Below are 25922 nucleotides of genomic sequence, written 5' to 3' on the forward strand. Positions count from 1 at the left end.
AATGGTCAACAGCTTCACTCAATTTTGGCAGAAATGGCAGCAGCGACAGCGTATCTTTATTATGCCGTCAGCCTATGGTTATGCTTATGTCGTGCTGCTGATAGTCATGTTGCTGGGCGCGATTAATTATAATAATAGTCTCGGACATTTACTGTGCTTTTTGCTGGTTGGTCTTGGTCAGGTAGCGATGCATCATAGTCATCGAAATATCAAACATCTGAGTTTGACGGTGACAGCTTTAGATCAGGTGTTCTACGGCCAATCTGCCCAGTTTCGATTAACGACAAACAACACGAAACCACAGGCTAGTTTTCAGCTGGAGGTCCGACACAAAATCAGTACAAAGAAATCACGTTGGCCCTTTATCAAACGTTATCAATCTTTGCAGTTATTGGATAAGGTTGATGGCCATAGCAACCACACGTCGACACTGACTATCCCAACACTAAAACGTGGATGGCAACCATTAAATACCCTTAGCGTGACTAGCAGCTATCCTCTCGGTTTATTTCAGTGTTGGACATTATTCGACACCTCAGCTCAGGTCTTGGTCTATCCTCAGGCGAAAGGTCAAAAGCCATTACCCATGAACGCTGAGACCGGACAGGAAGCACGCAAGCATGAGCAGCAAGGAGAAGATGATTTTGCAGGCTTACGATCCTATCGCGAAGGTGAAGCGTTGCACCGCGTCGCCTGGAAAGCGATGGCTCGTGATGATCAGATGCGTAGCAAACAGTTCTCATCACCACAAGGCAGAGAGCTATTATTCCGCTGGGAAGATGTGGCTGATATCAACGACACTGAGCAAAAACTGTCTCAGCTCAGTCAATGGATTTGCCAGGCAGAGCAACAAGGTGATCGCTATGGCCTGATGTTACCTCACACTGAAGTCGCTACTTCTCATGGTCCGTCTCATCAACATCATTGTTTAAAATTGTTGGCGTTGTTTGATGAAAACCGTTGATTTATCACCACCGCAAGCCACTATCAATGCTTTAATTCTGGCGCTGAGTCTTGCGGCTATTCCACACATTATCTACCAGCCTGTATGGGTAGGCATGACGTTTGTGATCATGATTAGCTGGCGCTTATTGCATCACTGGAAAGACTGGCCTTTGCCTGCAGCGAGTCGCTGGTTGAAAGTGTTACACAACGGCACAGCCCTGCTGACTATTGTGATGCTTTTTGCCCAGTTTGGTCTCACCATTGGCCGTGATGCCGGTGCCGCTTTACTCACTATGATGCTGGCCTTCAAAGTGGTGGAAATCCGCTCTCTGCGTGACTATTACCTCAGCTGTTTTCTGGGTTTCTTTGTCGTCATTACCAACTTCTTTTACAGCCAAAGTGTGTTTATGGTGGTGCTAATGCTGATTGTGGTTATCGGCCTTGGATATTGCTTACTCAGTGTGAACAGTCAGGTCAGTGCTCTAAATATCAAACAACGCTTATGGTTATCCAGCAAAATGGTGTTACAAGCCACACCGATGATGCTGTTTCTGTTTGTATTGTTCCCACGAATCTCTGGCCCAATCTGGGGTTTGCCACAAGATGCTAATGCCAGTCAGTCTGCTCAAATGACAGAACAACTGACCTTAGGTGATTTACCACCGTCGCAGGGAATGTCAGGCATTAATGATCAGATTCAAATGGGTAAAATCAGTCAGCTTATTCAGTCTGACGCCATCGCGTTTCGGGTGAAGTTTACTGACAATGAGCTTCCTCCTACTGCAAAGCTGTACTGGCGTGGTCCCGTTTTGTGGCAAACAGATGGCACCGTCTGGTCGCCAATAGCAGAAAAACCATTACAGTCACAACACCCCCATATTCAGATTTCAGGATCGTCATACCACTATCAGATGACCTTGGAACCACACAATAAAACCTGGTTATTCGCCCTCGATTTTCCAACAGAACAGCCACAAACCCTGGCAAGCCACCTCACCAGCGATGGGCAATTAAACAGTGATAAACCGATAAAACAACGCACGCAATATTCGCTGACATCCAGCCCGTCTTATACATTTAATGCAGCAGCAGAACCGAACCTTGATGCAGCATTACAATTACCCGAAGGCAAACATCCCCAGACACTCGCTCTGGCAAAACAATGGCAACAACAGACCGATACACCTCAGCAGTACATCAACACTGCGTTAGCATTTTTTAAAAACGATGGGTTTGTGTATTCATTAAGCCCGCCAAGATTAAATGGCGACACTGTCGATCAGTTTTTATTCAACACCAAAGAGGGTTTCTGCGAACACTACGCTGCCAGTTTTACTGTGCTAATGCGAGCAGCAGGCATTCCGGCACGTATTGTCACGGGTTATCAGGGTGGAGATATTAACCCGGTTGATAATATTCTCACTGTGAGACAACGTGATGCCCATGCCTGGAGCGAAGTCTGGCTACCCGAGCGAGGCTGGGTAAGAATTGATCCAACGGCCGCTGTGTCACACCAACGTATTGAACAAGGCATCGAACAGCTATTACCGCCTGGCAGACAATCACCTGCAATGCTTGGCAATCACAGTCAACTCGTCGCGGCATGGAACAGTCTCAAAAATAACTGGAACGCATTTAACACCGCCTGGGACATGTGGGTTGTGTCTTTCGGGCCTGAACGCCAGCTTGAGTTGTTATCCAAATTGGGCATGAACAATCCCAACTGGAAGAAAATGACGCTGGTCTTGACGATCTTATTCGTTTTCACCGGACTCATTATGATGTTGGGTGTCTGGTTTAAACGTTCACCTGATGATCCAGCTGTTGCCTTGTATCAGCAATTTTGTAAGAAATTAGCTAGAACGGGCATAACAAAAGCCGACTACGAAGGCCCACAAGATTTTGCCCAACGCGCTCAAGTCGCCTTACCCAAGTATCAGCAGCAAATTGAGAGCATTACCACCCAATTTACAACTTGGCGCTATCGCCAACAAGACGATCAAACACTGGCCTCATTACGTGAAGAAGTAAAGGCATTTAACCCCAAGCACTAACTGTCTTTGCCAAGCTGCATGAATTTACGGAAAATAGACAACCTTAATTTGTTGGTTTCAAGGAACACGCATGGCACATTCCAATCCCCTGTTCGAACGCACGCATATTCTGATTGGTGATGAAGGCATCGAAAAGCTGCAAAACAGTCATATTTTTCTGGCGGGCATTGGTGGTGTCGGTTCCTATACAGCCGAAGCCTTAGCTAGAATGGGTGTAGGTAAAATGACACTGGTTGACCATGACGTAGTTTCCGGCTCGAACATGAACCGCCAACTTGTTGCGCTACGTTCGACTGTGGATGTATTAAAAGCTGACGTCATCGCTGATCGTATTAAAGATATTAACCCGGACTGTCAGGTCACCTTAATCACCGACTTTTTAACACCAGAGTCGATCCCCACCGTATTATCACAAGGCTATGACGTGGTGATAGATGCAATTGATAGCTTAAGCAGTAAAGCTGCTTTATTAGAGACCGCATGGCGTAATGAGATGACGGTTTTTGCCAGCATGGGTGCCGGTGGTAAGCTCGATCCTACTCAGGTTAAAACCGGTGATTTAATGGATACATCCATTTGTAAACTTGCCAAACATCTGCGTGGGCAATTACGTAAACGTGGTGTTGGCAGAGGCATTCAGACGGTGTATTCATTAGAAGCCCCTCTTCCTCCGCTACCACCAGAACCTGTCAGCCGTGGTCGGGCCCGCGCGGTAAATGGGACGGTCAGTTATATGCCATCTATCTTTGGCTTAACCTTAGCAGGCCTTGTTATCAATCATATTATCGGTGACTCACGACGTGTCTGATCCGACGGATGTTATTAACTGCAATGACTTTATGTTGCAGCAACTACACACCCTACTCAGCAAATACGGCTTGGAAATAGAGAAAGTCTCAGCAGATGAAGCCATTCCAGGCAGTTTTTTTGGTGAACGTGAAGCCGGTTTAATTGGCAATAAACTCATCGTCCGTTCTGACACCCCGGTTCATTCTGTCTTACACGAAGCTGGTCACTATATCTGTATGGACCCAGAACGTCGTGCCAACTTACACACTGATGCCGAAGGTGATTACGATGAAGAAAACGGCGTCTGTTATCTGCAAATTCTATTAGCGGGTCATATGCAACAAATGGGCCAAGCCCGTATGCTCAGAGATATGGATCGCTGGGGTTATACCTTTCGTCTAGGCAGTGCCAAGGCCTGGTTTGAACAAGATGCCGACGACGCTCGTCAATGGTTGGAAGACTTCAATATTATCGATTCAGCACAACAGCCCACATGGCAGGTTCGTAGCACATAATCATTCACGCTCTTACCTGTTTCTCTTTTTATATCAGTACTTTTAATAAGATTGTAGAGTTGAACAACTTTCTGTACAGGTATTGAATTTTTATCTATACTTGTACAATAAATTGTACATATTAAGGTGTGATATGAAAGTTGTTTCTTTTACAGAAGCGCGTAATAGTTTGAAGGCTGTTTTAGATCGAGTTATCAATGATGCCGACACCACAGTTATTTCACGTCGAGACTCTCAGGATGCGGTGGTAATGTCATTAGATTATTACAATAGTCTAATGGAAACCGTTCATTTACTTCGTTCCCCCGCAAACGTTGAGCATCTGAATAAATCCATTGCTCAGTATAAACAAGGAAAAGTTGCAGAACGGAAATTACTGGATGAGTAAACGACTGCTGACATGGACAGATGAAGCATGGAATAGCTATTTATATTGGCAGACACAAGACAAAAAAACGCTCAAACGAATCAATAAGTTGATTGCTGATGTTAAACGCTCCCCATTTGAAGGCATAGGAAAACCAGAGGCCTTAAAAGAAAACTTGTCTGGCTTTTGGTCACGGAGAATCGATGACATCAATAGATTAGTCTATGCCGTCGATAACAGTGCTATAACTATTATTTCCTGCCGCTATCATTATTAACGGCTATACCGAAAAGAAAATCATCAATCGTTGGGTTTCGCTAACGCTTTACCCAACCTACACAATAAAAAAACTCTCTTTCGTAGGTTGGGTTGAAGCATGAAACCCAACAAATACAACCACTTCAAAAATCTGATTTTCACTGTACACTGACTAATATCCAAACTTAACTATGGCACTTACAGGAGGCACAATGAGTACGCCGATTTCTTCACCCGTCACTGATTTACTTGAAGCTCAAGGCATTGCGTTTGAGGTGATTGAAATCCCCTTAACCGAAGACAAAAAACCGGTGCGTAATCTGGAAGAGCTGTTAAGCAGTCAGGGTCATGATCCGAAGTCTGTGGTGCGTAGTCTGCTGTTTAAAACCGGCTCTGATAATTATGTGCTGCTGGCTGTCGCCGGAGGTGGTCGTGCTGATTGGGGCATTTTAAGAAAGCATCTAGAAGAGCGAAAACTGCGTATGGCCGAGTTTGATGAAGTGCCAGAAGCGACTGGTTACGTAGTAGGTGCTGTGCCACCGATTGCTTTGCCTGACAGCGTCACTGTGTTACTCGATGAGAGTGTGACAAAATTTGATAATGTCGTGATTGGCAGTGGCGTCTTAGGTTACGCCTTGGGCTTAACCTCAGCTGACTTACAAAAAGTGATGGCTGATGTCGACCGCGGCACATTTGTGAAAGAGTAAAGACTCGCTATATAAAAAGGCTGACATCATGATGATGTCAGCCTTTTTTGTATGATGGCATCTACTCCCCGTCGTCGAAGTCACCTTTATATTTCGGGTTAGGTTTAGCTGACTTCGAACGCTTATCTCCTTTTTCCTGATGTGAATGAGAGTCTGGCTGCTCTTCTTGTTCAGTTTCACCATGTGATAACTCTTTCACTTCAAGTTCATTCACCATGCGCAAAGGTGCCGCTGGCGCTTTACCCTCTTTGTCCTCACCAAAGTAAAGAGTGAGGTGTGGGAATGGAATTTCGATACCCGCAGCATCCAGATGGCGTTTAACCAGACGGTTATAGGCTCGACCAATACTCCACTGACTACCAGGTAGCGTTTTGATTCTGACTCGAATATTCACCGAGCTATCTGCTAGAGCTGTTACCCCATGTACTTCCAGCTCATCATCAAGAATTTGAGAGCGTAATTCATCATCAGACATCAATTCTGCAAAAGCTTCACGTAATTTGATGATGACTTGATCAGTATCTTCCCTATAAGCCACACCATACTCACCGAGATGATATGCAAACTCTCGCATATAGTTGGATACCGTCCCCACTGATGAGAATGGAATAATATGGAATGTACCAGACAAATCACGTAAGCCCAGCGAACGAATAGTCAGCTTTTCGGCTACGCCAGTAATACCATCTGCTGTGACCACATCACCTGTATTAATCGCATTTTCTAGCTGGATAAATATACCGGTAATCACATCTTGAACCAGTTTCTGTGCACCAAAGCCAATGGCTAAGCCCATTACACCTGCACCAGCAATCAGCGGTCCAATATTGATACCCACTTCAGATAAAACGATCATAACGGTCATCACCGTAATGGTGATAGCAACCGCATTCCTGAAAATAGTTAACAGCGTTTTCTCTCTAGCACTGGGCATATGACCGCTATCTTCAGGATTGAGACGATGCTCAATCCAGCTGGCCAGCACAATCCATGTCAGCATTGCAGCTGACACAATTAAGAAAATCGAAATGGCTGAGGTGATGACGTGCATTCCCGTCGCAGAACTCATCCAGTTCGCTAAATTCACAATGCCCCAGGCATCCAGAATGGCACTGATAACCAGCACAACAACTATCAACTTGAAGACTTTAAATACACGAGGCAGCTGCTCATTAATACGATTCTCGGCATTTGCCAGGTGCTGCTTAAAGGCTTTTGGCAGAGTAATGCCATGTTCAGAGGCCATATCCAACAAAGCAATCACCCCGATACCGACCAGAACAGCTACAACTGTTTTTATCGTCGCTAACAGAATAATCGGCAAGGCCTCTTCTGATTTAACTAAAAGCCCTGTACCCAATACCAGAAAATAGATAGATGCAAACCAATGCCAAGTCTTGGCTAAGACCCGTAAGGTGACATCATTCACACTAAAATGGCTATGTTTGGCTGTAGCGATTAACTGCTCTTTCACCGTATTTTTCTTTTTAAAGACCACGCTTAGAGCAAAAATAATGGTAAAGAGAACAATAAGAAGATTGGCTAATTGACTCAGACTTTCTGAAATCGACATAGCCAGAAATGGCACAATAAACAACGTGCCGTAACCAACTAATGACACGATGATAGAAAAGAAGCTCGACCAGTAACGAGCGGTTTCCGTGGAAATAGAGAGTAAGCGCAAGCCTTCATTTCTTGCTGCAAATATAGCTCTAATCAGTACTTTGGTAAGCTCAACTGCCAGGAAGATATTTAAAAACAGCGTTTCTGAAACAGCAATATCACCTACTTTTCCTACCGCTAACAAAGCAACGCCATACCCCGCCAGCCAAGCTAATGCCACTACAGCAATATCTACAATTGTTGCAATGATGACCGCGGTTACTTTAATGATAACAGCATGTGTACTATGCTCACGCATAGCGAAATTGTTGGTACTGCGAAAAATAAACCGAGCCAGTATTCTGAATATAATAAAACTCAGAATAGTTGCTGCAGCAACAATCGCTGTAGTGATGAGATCCTTAAACCAACCTTGAGTCGTTTTATCAGATCCTGTCCAGATAGAGGTAATCGCATCCCAACTACCTTTAAGGGTGGACATCATGGTTTGAACAACCGACTGACTTTGCTCTGCAATAGCCGCGGCAAGGGAATCCTCAGACTTTTTATCTTCCGCTTTTTTTCGCTATTCGATGACTCTTTGTCATTTTGCTTATCAGCATTGTCTGACAAATTGTTTAATTCTTCGATTAACTTATCACGCGTTTCAGGATTCTCAATTAAGTTGGCTAAACTTCGGTAAACATCGGCTTGTGATTCACCCGATTTTGGATTCTGCAAGCTTGTAGAAGATGGAGCAGCATTCGCCATCGATTGCGTTGGTGAAGCCAAACCCAGCAAAAATACAGTGAGAAGTAATACCTGGGGCAATAAAAAATACGTTCGGACGTTTGGCACAAAGTTCTCCTGAAGTTAAGCCAAATTATATATTGCGAAAAAGATAATGGCTGGCAACCATAACAACTCAGCACATCAGACACAAATTAGAACACACTCATGACTATCAATAAATGTGGTGATTGAATTGAATGTCAGGCTGGTAGAATAGAATCAAAAATAATCTATCCTCTATTTTCTATCAAAGATTCTTTTCAGACAGGACTTCTTATGGACTCTGATATCCGACTCAGTTATGCCGGGTTGTTAAAAAATCATTTTGGTCTGATTGCTGCTGCTTATCTGGCAGTGTTTACCGGTAATCTTGGACAAAGCTTTTTTATTGGTTTATTTCGGACTGATATCAGCGAATATCTTAATATATCTGCCGGTGAGTTTGGCTCTATCTACGCGGTGATTACGATGATCAGTGGCTTTTTGGTCATGCACTTTGGTCCAAAAATCGACTGGATAGCGCCGCGTCGTTATGTACTTAGCGTGCTTATTGTTTTAACGATTGGCGTATTAATGCTCACCTTATCCCCTTGGTGGGGCTTATGTGTGTTTGGCTTAGGCTTGCAGCGCTTATGTGGACAGGGATTGATGACTCATTTTGGCAGCACACTTGCCGGACGTGAATTCTCTACTAATCGAGGTAAAGCACTGGGGCTTGTCACGCTGGGCATGCCAACAGGTGAAATTATATTACCGCCTATTATTGCTTTAATGGCTGTCAGTTTTAGCTGGCAGCAGGTGTGGTGGAGTATTCTTGCCGTGCTTATTGGGCTCTGGGCTTTACTGATTTTATTTGTTGACTGGCCTCCTGCACCACGTCAAAAGAACGAGCATAAACAACATAAAGACGCAGGACCCAGCCCTACCCGTGATCTACGTTTCTGGTTATTACTGCCAATGCTGATGGTATTACCCATTACCCTGACAGGCATTTTTATCTATCAAGCTCAGATGACAAAAGATTTACTCGCCAGCCCGACGACATATGCTTTGGCCTTAACAGGATTAGGTATCGCTCGTTTTCCCGGAGCGTTATTAGGGGGCGTTGGATTGATGAATACGGTGCCACCACGTTGGCAAAACTTTACCTGATTCCATTTGCTTTAGCCTTATTAATTGCCGCTACCGTTGGTGGAGATATGGGTATCTGGATTTTAATGCTTGGGGCTGGCACAGCATTAGGTATGTCTTCGCCGATTGGGGATACGTTATTGGTTCGACTATGGGGCCGAGATCACTTAGGTCAGGTGCGTTCGTTGAAGTCGGCTTTTTTAGTGTTTTCTACTGGTATCGCACCGGCATTTTTGGGTTTTATGATCGATGCTGGCGTGACTTTCCAAAGTATCTTGTTAGGCATGCTGACTTTCCTGATCATGGCCTGGATATTGGCACAAGGGCCGATAAAGGAAGCACATCAAAGTTCGGAGATATAATTTTTTCATTCTACAGTTTTTCCGTTATTATCAAATCAACCTTAAATGACCTTGCGTAAATTAAGGTTTATTGTTCCCATTTAAATTTAAAAACAAGGAAAGTAGATGAAAAAAGTATTATTTGCTGCTGTTTTGATAGCAGTAACATTCCTATCTGGTTGCGCTTCTGTTCCAATGGAAAGCAAAGAAAACAGCGATCTGGCAAAACAATTCAAGTCTCCCTCAGAAGGTAATTCAGGCTTGTATGTTTATCGCTCAGGTAGTTTTGGAGGCGCACTCAAAAAAGACGTATGGGTTGATGGAGATTGCCTGGGTGAAACTGCTCCAGACATGTTCTTTTACAAAGAAGTAAAAGGTGATGAGCAGCATAAAATTGCTACCGAATCAGAGTTCTCACCTAACGACTTATTGTTGAATACCGAAACTGGCAAAAACTATTTCATTAGACAGTATATGAAAATAGGTGTTTTTGTGGGTGGTGCCGGTGTAGAACTTGTTGATGAAGAAAAAGGCAAAAAAGACATTAGCTCTTTAAACATGGCAAAAACTGGAACATGCAGTAAATAATCTTAAAAACCAATGAGAGATATTCTTTCTCTCATTGGCTTCACTATTAACCCGTTCTAAGGACAGGTATAACCACCATCTATCACCAAATCTGTGCCAGTCATAAACGAAGACTCATCAGACGCCAGAAAAATCGTACCGTAGGCAATTTCATGAGGTTTACCAAAGCGTTTCATCGGCACCATTGAGATAAGAGCGTCCCATTCTTCTTTTGGCACACTGCTTTCAAATAAATTGGTATCGAACATACCGGGACAAATGGCATTAACTCGAATATTGTCGCCAACAAATTCCAACGCCGCTGACTTGGTCATTAATCTGACAGCAGCGTTCGTACTCTGATAAGCCGTCGATACACCTGCTCCCGCAATGCCATAGATAGATGAAAAGTTAACAATAGAACCACCGCCTGCGCGTTTCATGGCCGGCACGGCCGCTTTCATTCCTAATAAAACGCCGAGTTGGTTTATATTGACTATCTGGTAAAACTTTTCGACAGTATGCTCAAGTAAGCCTGCGTGATAATAAATGCCAGCATTATTAACCAATACATCCAGACGACCAAAATGCTTTTCGGTTTCTGCAACAGCATCTTCCCAGTCTTGTTCCTTGGTCACGTTGAGGGCTACGGCAATCGCTTCTCCCCCGCTCTGTTTGATTTCCTCAACCAGCTTAAGCGTTTTGTTCCACAGAGCATCGGCAGCTTGTCCATCGGCAATGATCGGATCCTGCTTTAAATTAGCTGCCACAATTTTGGCACCTTCTTTTGCCATCATCCGAACCTGCTCACTACCGAGTCCGCCGCCAGCCCCTGTTATTAAAATGACTTTATTGTCTAATCTGCCCGCCATGATTGTTTCCTCTACTCTTTTGAAAGAATGAAAAGCAATGAAATACCTTGCTTGTTAGAAACATCGTAGAAAGGATAAAAAAGTGCCGCAAGACGGCACTTTTCAGAGACTTAGTTACTTAAAAGTAACCTTTGCTAGGCAATATCGATGAGGAAAAAGTACTAACCCCAGACCGGGCAATAGCTAGAGCTGATCTCAGCTCTCATCAAGAACGCTGACTAATAATTGGCGAATTGCTTCAGGCTCAAACGGTTTATCACAGATAGCGGTCACACCTGCGGCTTTGACTTCACCTAAACGGGCAGCATCGTCATCGCTGGTGACCATGATGATAGGTAAAAATGCATTATTGAGCTCTTGACGGACATATTCGACTAATTGCTTGCCATCCATATTCGGCATATTCAGGTCGGTAAAAATCAAATCAAACTCATTATTTTTAATGACTTCTGCTGCCGCTGCACCGTCATTCGCTTTGGATATAATCGCCATTCCTAGGTTTTTCAGTACACGGGTAATATGGTTTCGGGCAGTCAGACTATCATCAACCACCAGCACTTTCAGTTCCTGGATATCATAGTTTTCCAGTTCCAGTCTGGCAGGTTCCATAAAGTCGATAGTGGTTGCCAGGGCTTTTTCTAAATCCTGGCTATTAAATGGCTTCGGTAGCATCGCCACAATACCAGCCTGACGGACATCATCCAGCTCTTCAAAACGCGTTTCGCTTGATACCAGCATGAAGTATGTAGTGGTTTCATTTTTGAACTTGCGAGCGAGGGCAATCAGCTTTGCAGCCTCCATATCAGGTAAATGCAAAGCACTGATAACTAAATCAGGCGGATATTGCATCATGATTTTTAATGCTTCCATCCCCGTTGCAACACCTTCAATGTTATACACACCTGCCTGCTGAAGATGGCTAACAATAATTTTGCGTTGAGTGGCAGAAGGCTCCACCAGCACAATAGATAAATCCGACAAACTCACTGAAGCCATATGCTCAACTCCGTTGTTTAAAGACTGGCTATGGCTAAAATATACCAAGAAGTGCCGAGTAGTGCTCGATAGATGACTTATTTCCATAAGTTATCACTGACATTATCAAATTTTTTTCACACTGGCTTTTATATTATCAATCACTCGCCTATGCTGTATGCGTCAACTGATAAAGGAATGTTATGCCTGAAGATCTGCACATCAAGATTCGTAATTTGGAAAAATCTGATTACCCTCAGCTCAAACTATTGATGGATAAAATTTACGATGATATTGGTGGCGCCTGGCCGGAACATACTATTTTCAAACTGATTGATGACCTACCTGAAGGTCAGATTTGTATCATTGATCATGACACTATCATTGGGGTCGCTCTGTCAGTACAGGTGAATTACCAACGCTTTAGTAACCCACATACCTATGATGATTTAATCAGCAAAAAAGAAACCATTCTGAATAATAAAAATGGTGATGCTTTGTATGGGCTGGATGTCTTGATTCATCCTGATTACCGAGGCTATCGTCTGGGAAGGCGTTTATACGAAGCGCGCAAAGAGTTATGCAGACAACATAACCTGAGAGCAATTCTGGCCGGTGGTCGTATTCCAAACTATCATCAATATGCTGAAGAAATGACGCCCGCTGAGTATTTTGAAGCGGTTAAAAACAAACGTATTTATGACCCCATTCTGACCTTTCAATTATCGAATGACTTTCAGGTCACGCGCCTATTAAAACAATACCTGCCTGAAGATGAAAAGTCTCAGGGTTACGCGACTTTGCTGGAGTGGCGCAATATTTTTTATGAACCTGAAAGCACGGTGATTGAAACCCGTAAAACTCAGGTTCGCATTGGTGCCATTCAATGGCAGATGCGTGAAGTTGAGTCTGTTGAAGAATTGTTAAGTCAGGTCGAATATTTTATTGATGCCTTATCGAGTTATAAAAGTGACTTTGCCCTGTTTCCTGAGTTCTTTAATTCCCCGTTGATGGGACTTAGTCCCGACCAACGCAATCAGACCGAAGCGATTCGTTTTTTAGCGAGCTTTACTGAACGCTTTAAAACAGAAATGTCGCAAATGGCGGTCAGTTACAACATCAATGTGATTACAGGTTCCATGCCGTTATTAGAAGACGATGTGCTCTATAACGTCAGTTATCTCTGCCGTCGTGATGGCACGATTGAGAGACAAACTAAGGTGCATATCACCCCTCATGAACGGCGCGACTGGGTAATTGAAGGTGGCGACCAGTTACAGGTCTTTGAAACAGATGCAGGGCGTGTTGGCATATTGATTTGTTATGACGTCGAATTTCCTGAACTGGCTCGTTTGTTGGCACAACAGGATATGGATATTCTTTTTGTACCCTACTGGACTGATACCAAAAATGGTTATCTACGTGTTCGTCATTGTGCCCAGGCACGTGCCATTGAAAATGAATGTTATGTGGTGATTTGTGGTAGTTGCGGTAACTTACCTCAGGTAGAAAATCTGGATGTCCAATATTCTCAGGCGGCCGTGTTCTCCCCTTCTGATTTCTCCTATCCACACGATGCCGTGATGGCAGAAACCACACCGAATACCGAAATGATCATGTTTTCAGATTTGGACTTGGATAAACTCAAGTTGACTCGAAGTGAAGGCTCGGTGAATAACCTAAAAGACAGACGGACTGAACTCTATACGCTCAATTGGAATGGGAAAACCAAATGAAGGAACATCCCATCATCAGACAGATCAAAGCAGCAGACCAAGCCATCATGGCGGAAGACTTTGATAGATTATTAGATATTTACACTGGCGATGCGGTGTTAGTAGTACAACCCGGCATGAATGCGGTGGGCAAAGCTCAGATTTGTCAGGCATTTGAAAAAATTGCTGTTTACTTTCTGCATGGCTTACAGGTCACACAGGAAGCGTTAGAGATTTTAGAAACTGGCGATACCGCCCTCGTATTGGCGAACACCATTATCTCTGCGCCTGATGCTGAACCGACCACAAGACAAGCCACATATGTATTTGTCAAAAACAGCGATGATATCTGGCGATGCGCCATTGATAATTCATACGGACATGCCATTCTTCAGAGCAAATAACAGCGTTTTATTTTATTAATACGAGGCTAAAATGGAATTAGAAACACAAACACCTCAAACCGTTATGGAAACGGATAGCAACCCTGCTGCAGGGGATCAAGCTTATTTTTCGGTATCCACAACTAAGCTAAAGTGGCTTTATCTCGCCACATTCGGTTTATATGGTATCTACTGGTTTTATAAAAACTGGAAACTTCAGCAGCCTTATATCGATGACAAAATCATGCCTGTCATGCGTGGCATATTCTCTATTTTTTGCTCATGCATTAACGAAACGCATCAAGCAAAGTATGTTACGTCAGGATATTCCCGAGAATAAACACCTCTTGCAACCATGTTTGTTTTACTGGTCGTTCTTGGCAACCTGGCAAGCACCTTGGCTGATAACCAAGTCGTGCCGCCATATTTCAATATTATCTGGTTGATAATGTTCTACCTCAGTGCTTATCCGCTGATAGAGCTACAAGATAAAATCAATATGCTGAAAGACGATCCTATTGGCAGTATCAACTCACGCTATGACTGGAGAGGATACGGTGCCTTACTTATCGGTGGCGTGCTATGGCTGCTGGCTATACTTGGTGCGGTTGCCCTGATTGCCCAAAACTAAACGGAGACATCATGACATTAGAGAACATCTACCATTTAGCCTTTACCGGTTTATTTATCATTTTATTAACTCTGTTAATCCAGTGGTTTATAGCCAGTAAATCCAAAGCCTCTCAACCCGGTGCTGTGCCTGGGAAAATTGATGACAACCTAAGTCACTCCTCTTTTGTTTTCCGTGCTCATCGAACCTTTATGAACTCACTCGAAAACCTGCCTTTGATGCTCGGGACGTCTTTTATGGCGATTCTTATCGGCGCTAATGCCCTATGGACAGGTATTTTTATTTGGGTATTTGCCATCGCCCGAATTTTTCATATGGCGTTATATTACAAAATTGCCACTGAAAAAAATCCAAGCCCAAGAACACTCTTTTTCATGATTGGTCTATTGGCGAACGTTGCATTGCTGGGCTTATGCGCTATAACGCTTATCTAGCCTAAAGTTATTGAGGCCTTCAAATTAATCCTTGTTAAAACCTTGAGACTCGACAAAATATAAAATATTGGTAAATATGCAATGAAACGATAATTTCAAGCCCATACGTAGACGAGTTTTATGATAATGAGAGACACCATCCTCCAAGGCTTAGAAACTGAAATAGCCCTGTCAGAAGCGTCAGAAATTACTAGCAACCTCAGCTATATTTTGTCTGTTATCCGTAAACATCTGGACATGGACGTCGCGTTCATATCAGAAATTACTGATGATATGAGAAAAATCGAAATCGTTGATACTGCTTATCCTGATTCACCGCTCACCCCTGGGCACGCCGATCCAACCGAACACACTTATTGCCAGAGAATTATTGAAGGTGAACTGAACGAAGTTATCCAAGACACATCAAAAAACCATATAACTAAAGTGATGCCTATTACTGAAGAGTTGCAAATTGGTAGCTACCTAGGCGCCCCTATTGTGCTGAATGATGGTGAGGTTTACGGCACGTTTTGCTGCTTCAGCCATACACCAAACGATAGTCTGAATGAACGAGATCTGGCGCTCATGAAAATATTTGCTGATATTGCTGCACGCCATATTGACAAGCAATTGCACAAGAAACAAGAAGACAACCAAATAAAAAAACGCATCACCGAAGTATTAAATAATCATGAGGTAAAAACCGTCTTCCAGCCTGTATTTCATGTGGACCAACAAAAAGTCATCGGCTATGAATGTTTATCGCGTTTTACCAGTACACCCTATCTCACTCCAGATATCTGGTTTCAGCAAGCAGAATCGGTTGGCTTAGGGGAAGAACTTGAAATCATGGCTATTGAGGCTGCCATTGATAAGATGAGTGCTTTCTCTAACGACACCAGTTTCTCATTAAATATTTCACCTGAATACGTGATAAATGGTGCTGTTGAGCGCGCATTAACTCAACATATTCTGGACAAAAAAATTGTCCTTGAAGTCACAGAACATGCTCAGATAACAGACTATCGCGCATTCAGAAATGCTGTCGAGTCATTACGTAATCAAGGTGTACGTCTTGCCATTGACGATGTCGGGGCAGGCTATTCCAACTTCCAGCACATACTTGAGTTGGGTGCAGATATCATCAAATTAGATATCAGCCTGATCAGAAATATTGATACCGATACGTCCAGAAAAGCACTTACCGCCGCATTAATTGCTTATGCCAAAGAAACTGCCTGTGAAGTGTTAGCCGAAGGAGTAGAAACTGAAGAGGAATTCCATGAACTGGTGCGGCTTGGCATTAAAAAAATACAAGGCTATTTCATCAGTCAGCCGTTAGATTTAGAACAAGCGATTCATTTTCAATGCCCTGAGTTTAATTAAAAGACACAGTACATACGATGTCTTTTACTTTTAGATGATACATTTCATACCAACCAATCTCGTAAAGAGTGATACTCATTTCAATCTCTGAAAGCTTGTTTTGTTTTCAATGCCAGAGCGACCAGAGATAGCATTACCGGTACTTCGACCAACACGCCAACAACTGTCGCCAAGGCTGCACCAGAATGCAGGCCGAATAAGCTAATCGCCACGGCCACCGCCAGCTCGAAGAAATTGGACGTGCCTATCAAAGCCGCTGGTGCGGCCACATTAAACGGCACTTTCCATAAATAAGCCCAGCCATATGCAATAGCAAAAATACCGTAGCTTTGAATCAACAACGGAATAGCAATCAAAGCAATAACTAAGGGTTTGTCCAGAATAGTTTCAGCCTGAAAACCAAATAGTAAAACCACCATCGCCAATAAACCCATGATTGAATAAGGTTTTATGGTTTGTGTGAAACGCGCTATTTCATGATGTTCCTGACTACTATCAAGAAGTTTACGCGTGAGATAACCTGCGATTAATGGTATGACCACATACAAGACCACGGATAAAAATAAAGTTTGCCACGGCACAATTATATTGGTCATATCCAATAAAAATGCAGCAATGGGTGCAAAGGCAAAGACCATAATCAAATCATTGATGGAGACTTGTACTAAGGTGTAATTCGCATCCCCTTTGACCAGTTGGCTCCAGACAAACACCATTGCGGTACATGGGGCTACACCCAACAAAATCATCCCAGCGATGTATTCTTTTGCTGATTGCGGATCAACCCAACCTGCAAATAAAATCTCAAAAAATAAAATACCGAGTCCGGCCATGGTGAAGGGTTTAATGAGCCAATTCACCACCAGCGTCAGACATAATCCTTTTGGTTTTTTGCCAACATCTTTAATCGACGCAAAATCGACATTGACCATCATTGGATAAATCATTAACCAGATAAACACAGCCACGGCTAGGTTTACATTGGCATATTGCCATGCAGCTACTGTTTGAAAGACGCCTGGAAATAACGACCCAAGGCCCACACCTGCCACAATACAAAGGCCCACCCAAACGGACAGGTAGCGTTCAAAAAAGCCTATCGCTGAAGTCGACTCCTGCTTCATACCCATTCCTTCTTGATACATGTTTTTAATAATTGAAAAGCCTCATCAAAAGCCGCGTCTAGCGCCGCGGAAGTGCCTTGTACTTTTGCCGGATCTGGCGTGCTCCAATGTAGTTTCCGGTACTCACCATAAAAAATTGGACATATTTCATCAGCGGCCTGATCACAAACGGTGATAACGTAATCAAAAGACTGACCAGCAAACTCATCCAAGGATTTACTGACAGGACTTCCCGGGGCAATGCCATGTTTTCTTAGTGTCTCAATCGATTTGGGGTGAACATACCCTGCGGGCTGACTGCCCGCACTCATAGCATGATATTCCTCACCTTTGAGATGGTTAATCAATGCTTCCGCCATGATGGACCGACATGAGTTTGCTGTGCATAAAACCAATATCCTTTTCATTTCAACTCTCTGTTTTATCGGATTGAGGTTTACAACAATCAACCAGTTCCACAACGGCACAGTCAATATTGTCAGCCTGATGTAATCGGGCCATATCACTGCTGCAACAATCTTGAACCATAAAGGCGATCAACTCTCTCATCTGTTCAAAATTAGCGAGGTAAATGATCGAACGGCCTTGTTTACGTGACGAAACTAATTTAGCTTGGCTCAGGTGAGTCAGATGGAATGATAAGGTGTTGTGTGGAATACCCAGTGCATTACTGATAGCACCGGCAGCCATTCCCTGCGGACCAGCTTCAACAAGTAATCTGAAAGCTTGGAGGCGTGTTTCCTGTGACAGGGCATCAAAAGCGCTAAGTGCATTTTCTATTTTCATATGTCGATAGTATTCGACATATATTTTTTACGTCAACACTTATGGACATATTAGTAAAACAGGTGGCCATGTTAGAGTAATAGTTATATTGACGTTAAGACTTCAGGAGGAAAGCGATGAGTAAAACATTAGTTATTGGTGCGAATGGCCAGATTGGAAAACAACTGGTCAAATTACTCTGCGCTGAGAATAGTCCTGTTAAAGCCATGATTCGACATTCACAGCAAGCCCCTTTTTTCAAGACTTGGGGGCTGAAACAATGATTACTGATCTGGAAGCACCGCTACCTGATGATGCCTTTGCTGACTGCGATAAAGTCGTTTTCACAGCGGGCTCAGGAGGAAAAACTGGAGCAGATAAGACCATCTTGATTGATCTATGGGGCGCCGTAAAAGCTATCGACATGGCAAAGAAACATAATATAAAACAATTTGTTATGGTAAGTGCCAGAGATGCCGGTAATCCTGAAGCAGGCACCGAAGCGATAAAACACTACAATATCTGCAAACACTTTGCTGATGAGTATTTATTAACCAGTGGTGTCCCCTACACCATCTTGCGACCAGGCAAACTGATTGATGATAAGGCGACTGGCCATATTTCCACACAACGAACAGGTCATGCTGATAAAGACGTGATTACTCGAGCTGACGTAGCCGCCTGTATTCAGTTTTGCCTGAAGCATACTGAATCCATCAATCAGATTGATGAACTCTATAATGGTGATGAAACGATCCAGGATGCCTTTATCAATAGTGTGTCAGGGCGACTAGGATAATCTTACCAACCCGTTAAAAAGCGACTGTATGTACCGATACATCGCTTAATAACATAAGCTAATGTCAGGCTAATCAATATTGTGAGCGGAAAGGTAATAATAAATTGAACCAATCCGCTCATCTGTTCCAGATGGGGTAACCTCTGATACCCGACTAAGGCAATCAATACCCAAGGATGAATAAAATAAATGGCAAAGCTAGCATCAGCTAATAACCTCAACAAAGGATTCTGAGGCTGATGTTCGCTCAGTTTTTCTAGCAAAGATAAAAAGAAAAAACATAAAACTATCTTCTGCAAAATCAGGATATCTAAGCCATCAAAGGTAAATGGATGTAATTTATGCAGATTGCCAAAGCCGGGATAAACCATCGCTTGAAGTATCGCCAACGATACCACTGTGATTCCGAGAATGAATGCCTTGTTATGTAGATATCGCTGCACAGATTCGCAATGCATCGAGACCAGAATGCCTAATAAATACATCGGTAAAAAATACATAACGGCATGCCACGGAGACAAATTACCTGCTGGACGATGGACAATCATTGCCAATATTAAAGCGATAATGAATATTACCAAACGCGTTTTTAGACTCTGGCGAATGTAACTGATAAACAAAGGCGACATCAAAAATATCAGCATAATAAAAGGAATATACCAATAAGCAAATGACGTTCTGCCTGTCCAAAGGTACAAGCTAATCATGCCTATATAATCTTGCCAGTCCGTCAGGGATGACACGCCTAACTCTTTTGCATCCGGTAGAGAAATACCTGAACTTAAATAATAAATGAGTGCTAGGGAGGATAAGAACAGATAAGGCGACAAGACATTTTTAACTTTCTTCAGCATGAACGAGCTATATTCAAACTGCCTGTAAAAAATATGATGAAAGAAAAAACCAGAGATAAAGACAAACAGTGGTGAGCCGCCCTGAATTAAATTCGCTATGACTCTTTCATCAAAACTGGTGATGGATTTGTAGCTAATAGAATGTCCGGCAACGATGCATAATATGGCGATAGCTCTGAAGTAATCAAAGGCAATCAACCTCATCTAATCAGTTACCAACAACATCAGTAAGAACATCAGCTTATCATTCTTCTAAAGATAGAAGATGAGAACAATACACCAAATCATCATGAGCAATATGATTTATTGATATCCCGTATAGAAACCTGCTGTTATCTATTTTTTGGCCTCTAACTTTGCCATAAAATCAACTTTGGGTATGGGTTTACTTAACAGATAGCCTTGATAAAAATCGCATCCATTTTCAGCCAGAAAATTAAATTGCTCTGGTGTTTCCACACCTTCGGCAACAACTGACATAGACAGACCTTTTGCCAAGGCCATTACTGCTTTTACGATTGCCTGACTGCTTTCACCTAACTCAATATTTCTGACAAATTGTTGATCAATTTTTAGCGTATTAAGTGGTAGTTCCTGAAGGTATGATAAAGATGAAAATCCGGTGCCAAAATCGTCCATCGCTAAACTCATTCCTGATTCTCGTAATGCAGTCATTCGCTGAATACAGATATCTTTGTTGGTTAAAGCGACGCTTTCGGTAAGTTCTAACTCAATATAATTAGGGTTTGTCTGAGTTTTATCCAATATCCCAAGCAGATGGGAAATAAGATCATCTCTATTAAATTCTACTGCCGATAAATTGACCGCAATGGGAACAATAGTCAGATTTTTATCACTCAATTCATTAATAAGATCGCAACACTGCTCAAACACCCAGCGACCAATATCTATAATTAATAATGACTGCTCAGCAATGGGAATAAACTTGGCTGGGGATACCATGCCAAGTTCAGGATGCATCCACCTAATTAATGCTTCAGCACCAACTATTTCCTGTTCGCTATCGAATTTCGGCTGAAAATAAACGACTAATTCATTATTATCTAATGCCTGACGCAAATCATTTTCCAGCTTGAGATTTTCAACGGCTGTTGATGTCATTGCCGACTGATAAAAGTGGAAATTTGCTCGACCAGCTGATTTCGCGTGATACATAGCCGCATCAGCGTGTTCTAAAATAGCGTCAGGGTTATTACCATCATCTGGAAAAATGGCTATACCAATACTTGCCGAGATGTGCAATGTTTGTCCATTGATGTGGTATGGCTCAGCTAATGTCGATATTAGTTTCTTAGCAATATGGCTAGAGATGGAAACAGATGCTTGTTCGTCATCAAACTCGGTTAGCAGAATAACAAACTCATCGCCACTCACTCTAACCGCCAGGTCAGTCTCTCTGCAATTGTTTTCAAGGCGCTTGGCAACATCTACGAGTAAATTATCACCGGCAGCATGTCCCATCGAATCGTTGATACTCTTAAAACGGTCAAGATCAATAAATAGCACACAGAAATTAGTTTCATCTCGCTTGGCTCTGGCCACAGCCTGTTTCAAATATTCATTTAAAACACGGCGGTTCGCTAATCCTGTCAGTCCGTCATAATGCGCCTGATTATAAAGTTTCTCTTCCCAGGCGGCATTAGATAAAGCTACAGCAATTCGATCGCCGAAGTTTCTCGCCGTATTTTTCACCTCATGAGTGATAGCTGACAGTTGATGATAGGCAAAACCAACGATAGCCGTTAGTTGTTCGTTAACAATCACTGGCACCACGAGATAATAAAAATGCTGCTCTTGCATTATTTTTCTAATGTACGAATAAGCGGGCAATTCACTACTGGCAAGAATAAAAATACGGTTTTGTTCAGAAATCAAATGTTGATAGTCCTCATGACTAAGGACACTGGGCTTATCTACAATTTGAGTCGGCTGTAGACCAACGCGGAAATAAAGCTTTTCAATCGCCAATGAGTTGGGTTTAACACTTGCGATGGCCATCATATCGACACCAAGTGTTTCAGGTAACCGAGTCATAGCCGTTTCTACCACTTCATTCGCATCTCGAACAGATAAAATCTGTCGGTCTATCTCCCCCATTGTCGACTGAATATCAAATTGAGTTTGAATATGTCGAGTCATGTTGTTGAAGGAGTTAGCAAGAGACTGAAACTCATCTTCACTGTCGACTTTTACCTGATAAGAAAAGTCACCTTTGACTAGCTTTTCGGTGGCTTCCTGAAGAGCTGAAAGAGGTGTTAAATATCGAGAGATTAATTTCGTTACGGAAAGCAACACTACCAAGACAGCAAGCATAATCACAGGTGGATAAAATGATTTGAAATGCGCATTCGCTGACAGCGCAATATCCTCGAGTTGTATTTGAACAATGATGGCATTCGGTGCTTCAAACATATTACGCAGTGGCGTATGCCAAAAACCGGCCAATACACTGCCGTTAACATTATCCTCCCACTTAAATGTACCACTGCTTTTGGACAACACCTCCTGTTGCAATTCTTCTGGTAAGACATTGTGCTCAGCAGTGCTAAACCATAACTGACCATTCTCACCATAGACTAGCAGCTCATTTGCACCCAGCACTTCCTGTTCCCAGATAGAATCCCCTTTGAGGCGGGCCATAAGCAAATGGTCTTGCAGCCCTAGCTGAGGAATGGCAATCCACAATGCAATGGACTCATCCTCATCAACGGCTTTGATAACCGTCCTTCCTAAACTAATCACACGCTGCTCATCAGTGCTGAGTGTGGGAAGTAATATCTGTTCACCTACAATGTATTGATTGCCAGTTGGTTTTGATACAACAATGTGACTAAAGAGCATGCCAATTCGCTCTTCGAGAATGGCGGAATCATGTGCCAGCGTTAATTTTGGAATTCTGTTTTGTAGTAGTTTAAGTGCGCTCTCAGCTACCACGAAACGGTCAATCAAACGCAAACCATAATCTTTACTGCTTTTGCGTAGCCCAGAAAACGCTTGTTCTTCCAGTTCACCATTAACTTGATAAAACGAGACGATCCCTAAAATGCTCACAGGAATAATCGTGGCTAAAATAAAGGCTAAATAGAGGCGTTTGGCTACGGTATTTTTGCTAAAAAGAGAACGTGTCAGCATGACTTAGCTTAAAAGTCTTCTGCTACGCCGATAAACAAACCGTCTCTCGCAATAATGATGTCATCGAGACTGTCTTTATTGGATATTTGTTTTTTAGTCACCCCGTCTTTGCCTTTGCTATAGAAATCGTATTGGGTGTTAATAGGGTTAAGTTTTTTATCTTTTCTCACTTGGCCTTTAATCCCTGGACCCGCATTGGCAATGTTGAGATATACATATGGATTTCCCCACGGATCATTACCATTGTTAGGTAAGTTACCTAGCTCCGTGATGTCGGCTGGAAAACGATTTGTTTCTGCATAAAATCGTTCAATATAAAAGCGTACTTCGGTTAAGTCAGCAATGGCTAACTGTCTATCCGCTTCCTCTTTATATTGTTGATAACTGGGAACAGCAATCATAGCGAGCACGCCCAAAATAGCGACTACGATCATGAGTTCAATCAGAGTCAAACCCTGATCAAAATGTAGCTTATGTAGTTTCGTGTTAGGAATGACTGAAAGAGTTGAATAAATATTTTTGGTCGTCAAGACTCATTTACCTTCTTGAAATACTCACTTCATCATGAGCAGCAATGACTTTGTTTGACTAATTTTATCTTGTATACAAGATATCGGCTAAACCAAATATTTCTCAATAGTGAGTTTGCTCACAAATTCAGCTGTAAATTATCTATTACCAATATTTCTCAATACTGATTTGGCCTGGATCACGTCGCGAATGTTTTTTCAAACCATGTGTATTGATTAATACATCCATTGTTTCCAAGACCATATCCGGATTACCACACAACATCACCTGACTATCATCTGCATTGATCTTTAGGCCTGTGCGTTTTTCAAAGCGACCATCTTCAACAGCTTGAGGAATACGACCTGATAATACATCCGGTGCGGCCTCACGGCTGACAAAAGGCACATACATAAACTGCTCGCTGTGTGCTGCTTCTATCGCGTCAATCGTCGCCTGATATGTCAGCTCATTTTGATATCTGACGGCATGAACCAATACCACCTTTTCAAATTGCTGCCAGACTTCAGCTGAGTTCAGAATAGAAAGAAACGGACCCACCCCAGTCCCGGTTGACAGTAAATAGAGATGCTTTCCTTCGGGTAACTGATCCAAGGTCATTAAGCCCGCGGCTTTGGGTGCCACAAAAATTTCGTCGCCAGGCTTCAGTTTAGCGAGTCGGGTAGAGAGTAAGCCATCCAGTACCTCAATAAAATAAAAGTCGAGCGGTCTCGTATCAGGACTATTCACCAAAGAAAAAGGTCGGCTGACAAGTTCACCGTCAATCTCCAACGCTAAACGGGTAAATTGACCAGCTTTAAACATGGGATAATCAACATTCAGTCTTAACGAGTGCAATCGATCAGTCCATTGCTTATTTTCAACTACAGTTGCCGTTAACCAGTCAGCCATGGTGGTGTCTCCCTTTTTGTCGAAATGATATAACGTTCTGATTAAGGGTCATGCTACTATCAATTGACCTTGAATACGACGAACATAATCAACATAAACTGAGCCTAAGGTTAACGCTAAATGACCAACCACATCATTGCAGAAGCGACATTAACTGATCTGAATGCCATCACACATTTGTTAACCGTTCTGTTCACACAGGAGGCCGACTTTGAGCCACAGCCAGAGAAACAAATGCACGCGGTCAGTGATATTCTCAGGCATCCAGACAAAGGCCATTTTTTACTTATCAAACATCAGTCAAAAGTGGTTGGCGTTGTCAGTTTGTTATATCTGACCTCAACCGCCATGGGCGGTAAAGTCGCTTTATTGGAAGATATGGTCATTGATGAACAACATCGGGGTAAAGGCTTTGGCTCAGCTTTGTTGAATGCGGCTGTGAATTTTGCCAGACAACAAGGTTGCCTGCGGATGACGCTATTAACCGATGCTGATAACGCCATTGCACAAAAAATGTATCAGGATGAAGGCTTTACTCATTCAGCCATGATTCCGATGCGCTTAATCTTAGACACATAAATAAAAACGTCATGGATGCGATTAATCCCAAATTATTATGGGAAATTTTTAAACATATACAACGCTGGCTAGCAAATCTCAATCGTGCTGGTGAGGCACGTCAGCAACAATCCAGAAAAGCGCTGAGAAATGTGATTATTGCAGCTCGCGAAACCAGTGTTTATGTGAGACAGATACAAGATACGCAACAAACTGACCATGCGACCGAGCGGCATCTAGCCAAATACTGGACGCAACTTGGCTTTGATTTAGAGGATCTGGGACTTAACAAACTCGCTAAACGCTGTCATATCACCGGCAAGCATTGGGCTGACCCTAAGTTTTATACTGATGACTTTCTGGAAAAAGCGGATATCAGTCTGGAGCGAATGGAAACATTAGCAAAACAGATTTTACTGGATATTGATAAACTCTAAACCATGAAATATTTTTTATTTAGCCTGCTTTTTATTGTCTCACCACTGACTCATGCACAAGCACTATGCCCAATGACGAGTGCCGAGGCGCAGCAAAGTTGTTTAGATGAAAAATTACAATCAGCGATTGATCATATGGTGAGTGACTTAACCATCATTAAACGACGCCATGCTGATAACAAGGCATTGCTAAAATCACTGGAATTATCTCAGCAAACCTGGGACGCCTATCGCAAGACACAATGTCTTAATGTGTATCAGACCTGGCAAAAGCATCAAAATCAAACCGCCATGACGGCCAGTTGTGCTATTGAATTGACCAGACAACGCCATCAATTTCTACAGAATTATTACCTGAAGTAAA

At 42.7% G+C, this 25922-nt stretch carries 32 protein-coding genes; 21 read left to right on the forward strand and 11 right to left on the reverse strand.

What is annotated here, in order from left to right:
• Nucleotide 1: 1 nt before the first annotated feature.
• The 7 genes from QUE24_RS03740 to QUE24_RS03770 all read left to right on the forward strand — a co-directional run bounded on the left by QUE24_RS03740 (nt 2) and on the right by QUE24_RS03770 (nt 5635).
• Nucleotides 2-964, forward strand: coding sequence for a DUF58 domain-containing protein (locus QUE24_RS03740; protein ID WP_286305314.1), 963 nt, complete (start codon nt 2-4; stop codon nt 962-964).
• Complete coding sequence (locus QUE24_RS03745) at nt 951-2999, forward strand: transglutaminase TgpA family protein (protein WP_286305315.1); 2049 nt, start codon at nt 951-953, stop codon at nt 2997-2999. Before QUE24_RS03740 ends, QUE24_RS03745 begins: the two co-directional genes overlap by 14 nt.
• Before the next feature lie 70 nt (nt 3000-3069).
• On the forward strand, nt 3070-3807 hold the full coding sequence (locus QUE24_RS03750; RefSeq protein ID WP_284451802.1) for a tRNA threonylcarbamoyladenosine dehydratase: 738 nt from the start codon (nt 3070-3072) through the stop codon (nt 3805-3807).
• On the forward strand, nt 3800-4303 hold the full coding sequence (locus tag QUE24_RS03755) for a hypothetical protein (protein ID WP_286305316.1): 504 nt from the start codon (nt 3800-3802) through the stop codon (nt 4301-4303). Before QUE24_RS03750 ends, QUE24_RS03755 begins: the two co-directional genes overlap by 8 nt.
• A gap of 133 nt (nt 4304-4436) precedes the next feature.
• On the forward strand, nt 4437-4691 hold the full coding sequence (locus tag QUE24_RS03760) for a type II toxin-antitoxin system Phd/YefM family antitoxin (protein WP_286305317.1): 255 nt from the start codon (nt 4437-4439) through the stop codon (nt 4689-4691).
• Nucleotides 4684-4947 (forward strand): Txe/YoeB family addiction module toxin, encoded by a 264-nt coding sequence (locus QUE24_RS03765; protein WP_286305318.1) that lies wholly within the window; start codon nt 4684-4686, stop codon nt 4945-4947. Before QUE24_RS03760 ends, QUE24_RS03765 begins: the two co-directional genes overlap by 8 nt.
• A 193-nt stretch (nt 4948-5140) precedes the next feature.
• Nucleotides 5141-5635, forward strand: a complete 495-nt coding sequence (locus tag QUE24_RS03770; RefSeq protein WP_286305319.1) for an aminoacyl-tRNA deacylase — start codon at nt 5141-5143, stop codon at nt 5633-5635.
• A 61-nt stretch (nt 5636-5696) separates the two neighbouring features.
• Here QUE24_RS03770 and QUE24_RS03775 read toward each other — a convergent pair whose 3' ends face one another.
• The gene (locus QUE24_RS03775) at nt 5697-7742 is read right to left on the reverse strand and encodes a mechanosensitive ion channel domain-containing protein (protein ID WP_286305320.1); all 2046 of its coding nucleotides are present in this window, start codon (nt 7740-7742) and stop codon (nt 5697-5699) included.
• Entirely contained in the window at nt 7739-8095 is a 357-nt protein-coding gene (locus tag QUE24_RS03780; RefSeq protein WP_286305321.1) for a hypothetical protein, read from the reverse strand. The genes QUE24_RS03775 and QUE24_RS03780 overlap by 4 nt, the downstream gene beginning before the upstream one ends.
• Nucleotides 8096-8305: 210 nt before the next feature.
• On the opposite strand from QUE24_RS03780, the gene QUE24_RS03785 reads away from it, so the two are divergent.
• The 3 genes from QUE24_RS03785 to QUE24_RS03795 all read left to right on the forward strand — a co-directional run bounded on the left by QUE24_RS03785 (nt 8306) and on the right by QUE24_RS03795 (nt 10089).
• Nucleotides 8306-9181 carry an MFS transporter gene (locus tag QUE24_RS03785; RefSeq protein ID WP_286305322.1) on the forward strand — a complete coding sequence of 292 codons (876 nt, stop codon included), beginning with the start codon at nt 8306-8308 and terminating at the stop codon, nt 9179-9181.
• Nucleotides 9163-9522, forward strand: coding sequence for a hypothetical protein (locus tag QUE24_RS03790; protein WP_286305323.1), 360 nt, complete (start codon nt 9163-9165; stop codon nt 9520-9522). The genes QUE24_RS03785 and QUE24_RS03790 overlap by 19 nt, the downstream gene beginning before the upstream one ends.
• Nucleotides 9523-9627: 105 nt before the next feature.
• Entirely contained in the window at nt 9628-10089 is a 462-nt protein-coding gene (locus QUE24_RS03795; protein WP_286305324.1) for a DUF2846 domain-containing protein, read from the forward strand.
• Between the two features lie 56 nt (nt 10090-10145).
• On the opposite strand, the gene QUE24_RS03800 is transcribed toward QUE24_RS03795, so the two are convergent.
• Together QUE24_RS03800 and QUE24_RS03805 are read right to left on the reverse strand one after the other, a co-directional pair.
• A complete protein-coding gene (locus QUE24_RS03800) occupies nt 10146-10940 on the reverse strand; it encodes an SDR family NAD(P)-dependent oxidoreductase (protein ID WP_286305325.1) in 795 nt (264 codons plus the stop codon).
• Between the two features lie 195 nt (nt 10941-11135).
• Complete coding sequence (locus QUE24_RS03805; RefSeq protein WP_286305326.1) at nt 11136-11936, reverse strand: response regulator; 801 nt, start codon at nt 11934-11936, stop codon at nt 11136-11138.
• A 182-nt stretch (nt 11937-12118) separates the two neighbouring features.
• Between QUE24_RS03805 and QUE24_RS03810 the strand changes: the two genes are divergently transcribed.
• From QUE24_RS03810 to QUE24_RS03835, 6 genes are all read left to right on the forward strand, one after another.
• Nucleotides 12119-13651, forward strand: a complete 1533-nt coding sequence (locus QUE24_RS03810; RefSeq protein WP_286305327.1) for a bifunctional GNAT family N-acetyltransferase/carbon-nitrogen hydrolase family protein — start codon at nt 12119-12121, stop codon at nt 13649-13651.
• Complete coding sequence (locus QUE24_RS03815; RefSeq protein WP_286305328.1) at nt 13648-14034, forward strand: YybH family protein; 387 nt, start codon at nt 13648-13650, stop codon at nt 14032-14034. Before QUE24_RS03810 ends, QUE24_RS03815 begins: the two co-directional genes overlap by 4 nt.
• A 31-nt stretch (nt 14035-14065) precedes the next feature.
• Nucleotides 14066-14353, forward strand: a complete 288-nt coding sequence (locus tag QUE24_RS03820) for a hypothetical protein (protein WP_286305329.1) — start codon at nt 14066-14068, stop codon at nt 14351-14353.
• A gap of 15 nt (nt 14354-14368) precedes the next feature.
• Nucleotides 14369-14644, forward strand: a complete 276-nt coding sequence (locus tag QUE24_RS03825) for a hypothetical protein (RefSeq protein WP_286305330.1) — start codon at nt 14369-14371, stop codon at nt 14642-14644.
• 11 nt (nt 14645-14655) lie between these two features.
• Nucleotides 14656-15078 carry an MAPEG family protein gene (locus tag QUE24_RS03830; protein WP_286305331.1) on the forward strand — a complete coding sequence of 141 codons (423 nt, stop codon included), beginning with the start codon at nt 14656-14658 and terminating at the stop codon, nt 15076-15078.
• A gap of 126 nt (nt 15079-15204) precedes the next feature.
• A complete protein-coding gene (locus QUE24_RS03835; RefSeq protein WP_286305332.1) occupies nt 15205-16446 on the forward strand; it encodes a sensor domain-containing phosphodiesterase in 1242 nt (413 codons plus the stop codon).
• An 80-nt stretch (nt 16447-16526) separates the two neighbouring features.
• On the opposite strand, the gene arsB is transcribed toward QUE24_RS03835, so the two are convergent.
• Genes arsB through QUE24_RS03850 form a run of 3 tightly spaced genes read right to left on the reverse strand, consistent with a single transcriptional unit; the run spans nt 16527 to nt 18356 of the window.
• The gene (gene arsB, locus QUE24_RS03840) at nt 16527-17570 is read right to left on the reverse strand and encodes an ACR3 family arsenite efflux transporter (RefSeq protein WP_286305333.1); all 1044 of its coding nucleotides are present in this window, start codon (nt 17568-17570) and stop codon (nt 16527-16529) included.
• A complete protein-coding gene (locus tag QUE24_RS03845; protein ID WP_425541681.1) occupies nt 17567-17929 on the reverse strand; it encodes an arsenate reductase ArsC in 363 nt (120 codons plus the stop codon). Before QUE24_RS03845 ends, arsB begins: the two co-directional genes overlap by 4 nt.
• A 49-nt stretch (nt 17930-17978) precedes the next feature.
• Nucleotides 17979-18356 (reverse strand): ArsR/SmtB family transcription factor, encoded by a 378-nt coding sequence (locus QUE24_RS03850; protein WP_286305335.1) that lies wholly within the window; start codon nt 18354-18356, stop codon nt 17979-17981.
• Between the two features lie 116 nt (nt 18357-18472).
• Here QUE24_RS03850 and QUE24_RS03855 point away from each other — a divergent pair, with 116 nt between their 5' ends.
• Entirely contained in the window at nt 18473-18619 is a 147-nt protein-coding gene (locus QUE24_RS03855; RefSeq protein WP_286305336.1) for an NAD(P)H-binding protein, read from the forward strand.
• Nucleotides 18616-19134: an NAD(P)H-binding protein gene (locus QUE24_RS03860; protein ID WP_286305337.1), complete on the forward strand. Its 519-nt coding sequence runs from the start codon at nt 18616-18618 to the stop codon at nt 19132-19134. The genes QUE24_RS03855 and QUE24_RS03860 overlap by 4 nt, the downstream gene beginning before the upstream one ends.
• Nucleotides 19135-19136: 2 nt before the next feature.
• Here the strand turns inward: QUE24_RS03860 and QUE24_RS03865 are convergent, their stop codons facing one another.
• From QUE24_RS03865 to QUE24_RS03880, 4 genes are all read right to left on the reverse strand, one after another.
• The gene (locus QUE24_RS03865; RefSeq protein WP_286305338.1) at nt 19137-20192 is read right to left on the reverse strand and encodes an acyltransferase; all 1056 of its coding nucleotides are present in this window, start codon (nt 20190-20192) and stop codon (nt 19137-19139) included.
• A 132-nt stretch (nt 20193-20324) separates the two neighbouring features.
• Nucleotides 20325-23141 carry an EAL domain-containing protein gene (locus QUE24_RS03870; protein ID WP_286305339.1) on the reverse strand — a complete coding sequence of 939 codons (2817 nt, stop codon included), beginning with the start codon at nt 23139-23141 and terminating at the stop codon, nt 20325-20327.
• Between the two features lie 8 nt (nt 23142-23149).
• A complete protein-coding gene (locus QUE24_RS03875) occupies nt 23150-23671 on the reverse strand; it encodes a type IV pilin protein (protein ID WP_286305340.1) in 522 nt (173 codons plus the stop codon).
• A gap of 145 nt (nt 23672-23816) precedes the next feature.
• On the reverse strand, nt 23817-24563 hold the full coding sequence (locus QUE24_RS03880; protein ID WP_286305341.1) for a ferredoxin--NADP reductase: 747 nt from the start codon (nt 24561-24563) through the stop codon (nt 23817-23819).
• A 120-nt stretch (nt 24564-24683) separates the two neighbouring features.
• On the opposite strand from QUE24_RS03880, the gene QUE24_RS03885 reads away from it, so the two are divergent.
• The 3 genes from QUE24_RS03885 to QUE24_RS03895 are packed head-to-tail and all read left to right on the forward strand — an operon-like array spanning nt 24684 to nt 25921.
• On the forward strand, nt 24684-25142 hold the full coding sequence (locus QUE24_RS03885) for a GNAT family N-acetyltransferase (RefSeq protein ID WP_286305342.1): 459 nt from the start codon (nt 24684-24686) through the stop codon (nt 25140-25142).
• Nucleotides 25143-25153: 11 nt separating this feature from the next.
• Nucleotides 25154-25558 carry a hypothetical protein gene (locus QUE24_RS03890; protein ID WP_286305343.1) on the forward strand — a complete coding sequence of 135 codons (405 nt, stop codon included), beginning with the start codon at nt 25154-25156 and terminating at the stop codon, nt 25556-25558.
• Nucleotides 25559-25561: 3 nt separating this feature from the next.
• A complete protein-coding gene (locus QUE24_RS03895; RefSeq protein WP_286305344.1) occupies nt 25562-25921 on the forward strand; it encodes a lysozyme inhibitor LprI family protein in 360 nt (119 codons plus the stop codon).
• Nucleotide 25922 lies beyond the last annotated feature (1 nt).

It is taken from the genome of Methylophaga marina, assembly GCF_030296755.1.
GTDB classification, from domain to species: Bacteria; Pseudomonadota; Gammaproteobacteria; order Nitrosococcales; family Methylophagaceae; genus Methylophaga; species Methylophaga marina.

Bases quoted from the DNA above. Each gene is read 5' to 3' on its own strand.
- QUE24_RS03740 (WP_286305314.1), top strand. From the start codon at position 2: ATGGTCAACAGCTTCACTCAATTTTGGCAGAAATGGCAGCAGCGACAG.
- QUE24_RS03745 (WP_286305315.1), top strand. From the start codon at position 951: ATGAAAACCGTTGATTTATCACCACCGCAAGCCACTATCAATGCTTTA.
- QUE24_RS03750 (WP_284451802.1), top strand. From the start codon at position 3,070: ATGGCACATTCCAATCCCCTGTTCGAACGCACGCATATTCTGATTGGT.
- QUE24_RS03760 (WP_286305317.1), top strand. From the start codon at position 4,437: ATGAAAGTTGTTTCTTTTACAGAAGCGCGTAATAGTTTGAAGGCTGTT.
- QUE24_RS03765 (WP_286305318.1), top strand. From the start codon at position 4,684: ATGAGTAAACGACTGCTGACATGGACAGATGAAGCATGGAATAGCTAT.
- QUE24_RS03770 (WP_286305319.1), top strand. From the start codon at position 5,141: ATGAGTACGCCGATTTCTTCACCCGTCACTGATTTACTTGAAGCTCAA.
- QUE24_RS03775 (WP_286305320.1), bottom strand. From the start codon at position 7,742: ATGATGTCCACCCTTAAAGGTAGTTGGGATGCGATTACCTCTATCTGG.
- QUE24_RS03785 (WP_286305322.1), top strand. From the start codon at position 8,306: ATGGACTCTGATATCCGACTCAGTTATGCCGGGTTGTTAAAAAATCAT.
- QUE24_RS03795 (WP_286305324.1), top strand. From the start codon at position 9,628: ATGAAAAAAGTATTATTTGCTGCTGTTTTGATAGCAGTAACATTCCTA.
- QUE24_RS03800 (WP_286305325.1), bottom strand. From the start codon at position 10,940: ATGGCGGGCAGATTAGACAATAAAGTCATTTTAATAACAGGGGCTGGC.
- QUE24_RS03805 (WP_286305326.1), bottom strand. From the start codon at position 11,936: ATGGCTTCAGTGAGTTTGTCGGATTTATCTATTGTGCTGGTGGAGCCT.
- QUE24_RS03810 (WP_286305327.1), top strand. From the start codon at position 12,119: ATGCCTGAAGATCTGCACATCAAGATTCGTAATTTGGAAAAATCTGAT.
- QUE24_RS03815 (WP_286305328.1), top strand. From the start codon at position 13,648: ATGAAGGAACATCCCATCATCAGACAGATCAAAGCAGCAGACCAAGCC.
- QUE24_RS03820 (WP_286305329.1), top strand. From the start codon at position 14,066: ATGGAATTAGAAACACAAACACCTCAAACCGTTATGGAAACGGATAGC.
- QUE24_RS03825 (WP_286305330.1), top strand. From the start codon at position 14,369: ATGTTTGTTTTACTGGTCGTTCTTGGCAACCTGGCAAGCACCTTGGCT.
- QUE24_RS03830 (WP_286305331.1), top strand. From the start codon at position 14,656: ATGACATTAGAGAACATCTACCATTTAGCCTTTACCGGTTTATTTATC.
- QUE24_RS03835 (WP_286305332.1), top strand. From the start codon at position 15,205: ATGAGAGACACCATCCTCCAAGGCTTAGAAACTGAAATAGCCCTGTCA.
- arsB (WP_286305333.1), bottom strand. From the start codon at position 17,570: ATGAAGCAGGAGTCGACTTCAGCGATAGGCTTTTTTGAACGCTACCTG.
- QUE24_RS03845 (WP_425541681.1), bottom strand. From the start codon at position 17,929: ATGGCGGAAGCATTGATTAACCATCTCAAAGGTGAGGAATATCATGCT.
- QUE24_RS03850 (WP_286305335.1), bottom strand. From the start codon at position 18,356: ATGAAAATAGAAAATGCACTTAGCGCTTTTGATGCCCTGTCACAGGAA.
- QUE24_RS03855 (WP_286305336.1), top strand. From the start codon at position 18,473: ATGAGTAAAACATTAGTTATTGGTGCGAATGGCCAGATTGGAAAACAA.
- QUE24_RS03860 (WP_286305337.1), top strand. From the start codon at position 18,616: ATGATTACTGATCTGGAAGCACCGCTACCTGATGATGCCTTTGCTGAC.
- QUE24_RS03865 (WP_286305338.1), bottom strand. From the start codon at position 20,192: ATGAGGTTGATTGCCTTTGATTACTTCAGAGCTATCGCCATATTATGC.
- QUE24_RS03870 (WP_286305339.1), bottom strand. From the start codon at position 23,141: ATGCTGACACGTTCTCTTTTTAGCAAAAATACCGTAGCCAAACGCCTC.
- QUE24_RS03880 (WP_286305341.1), bottom strand. From the start codon at position 24,563: ATGGCTGACTGGTTAACGGCAACTGTAGTTGAAAATAAGCAATGGACT.
- QUE24_RS03885 (WP_286305342.1), top strand. From the start codon at position 24,684: ATGACCAACCACATCATTGCAGAAGCGACATTAACTGATCTGAATGCC.
- QUE24_RS03890 (WP_286305343.1), top strand. From the start codon at position 25,154: ATGGATGCGATTAATCCCAAATTATTATGGGAAATTTTTAAACATATA.
- QUE24_RS03895 (WP_286305344.1), top strand. From the start codon at position 25,562: ATGAAATATTTTTTATTTAGCCTGCTTTTTATTGTCTCACCACTGACT.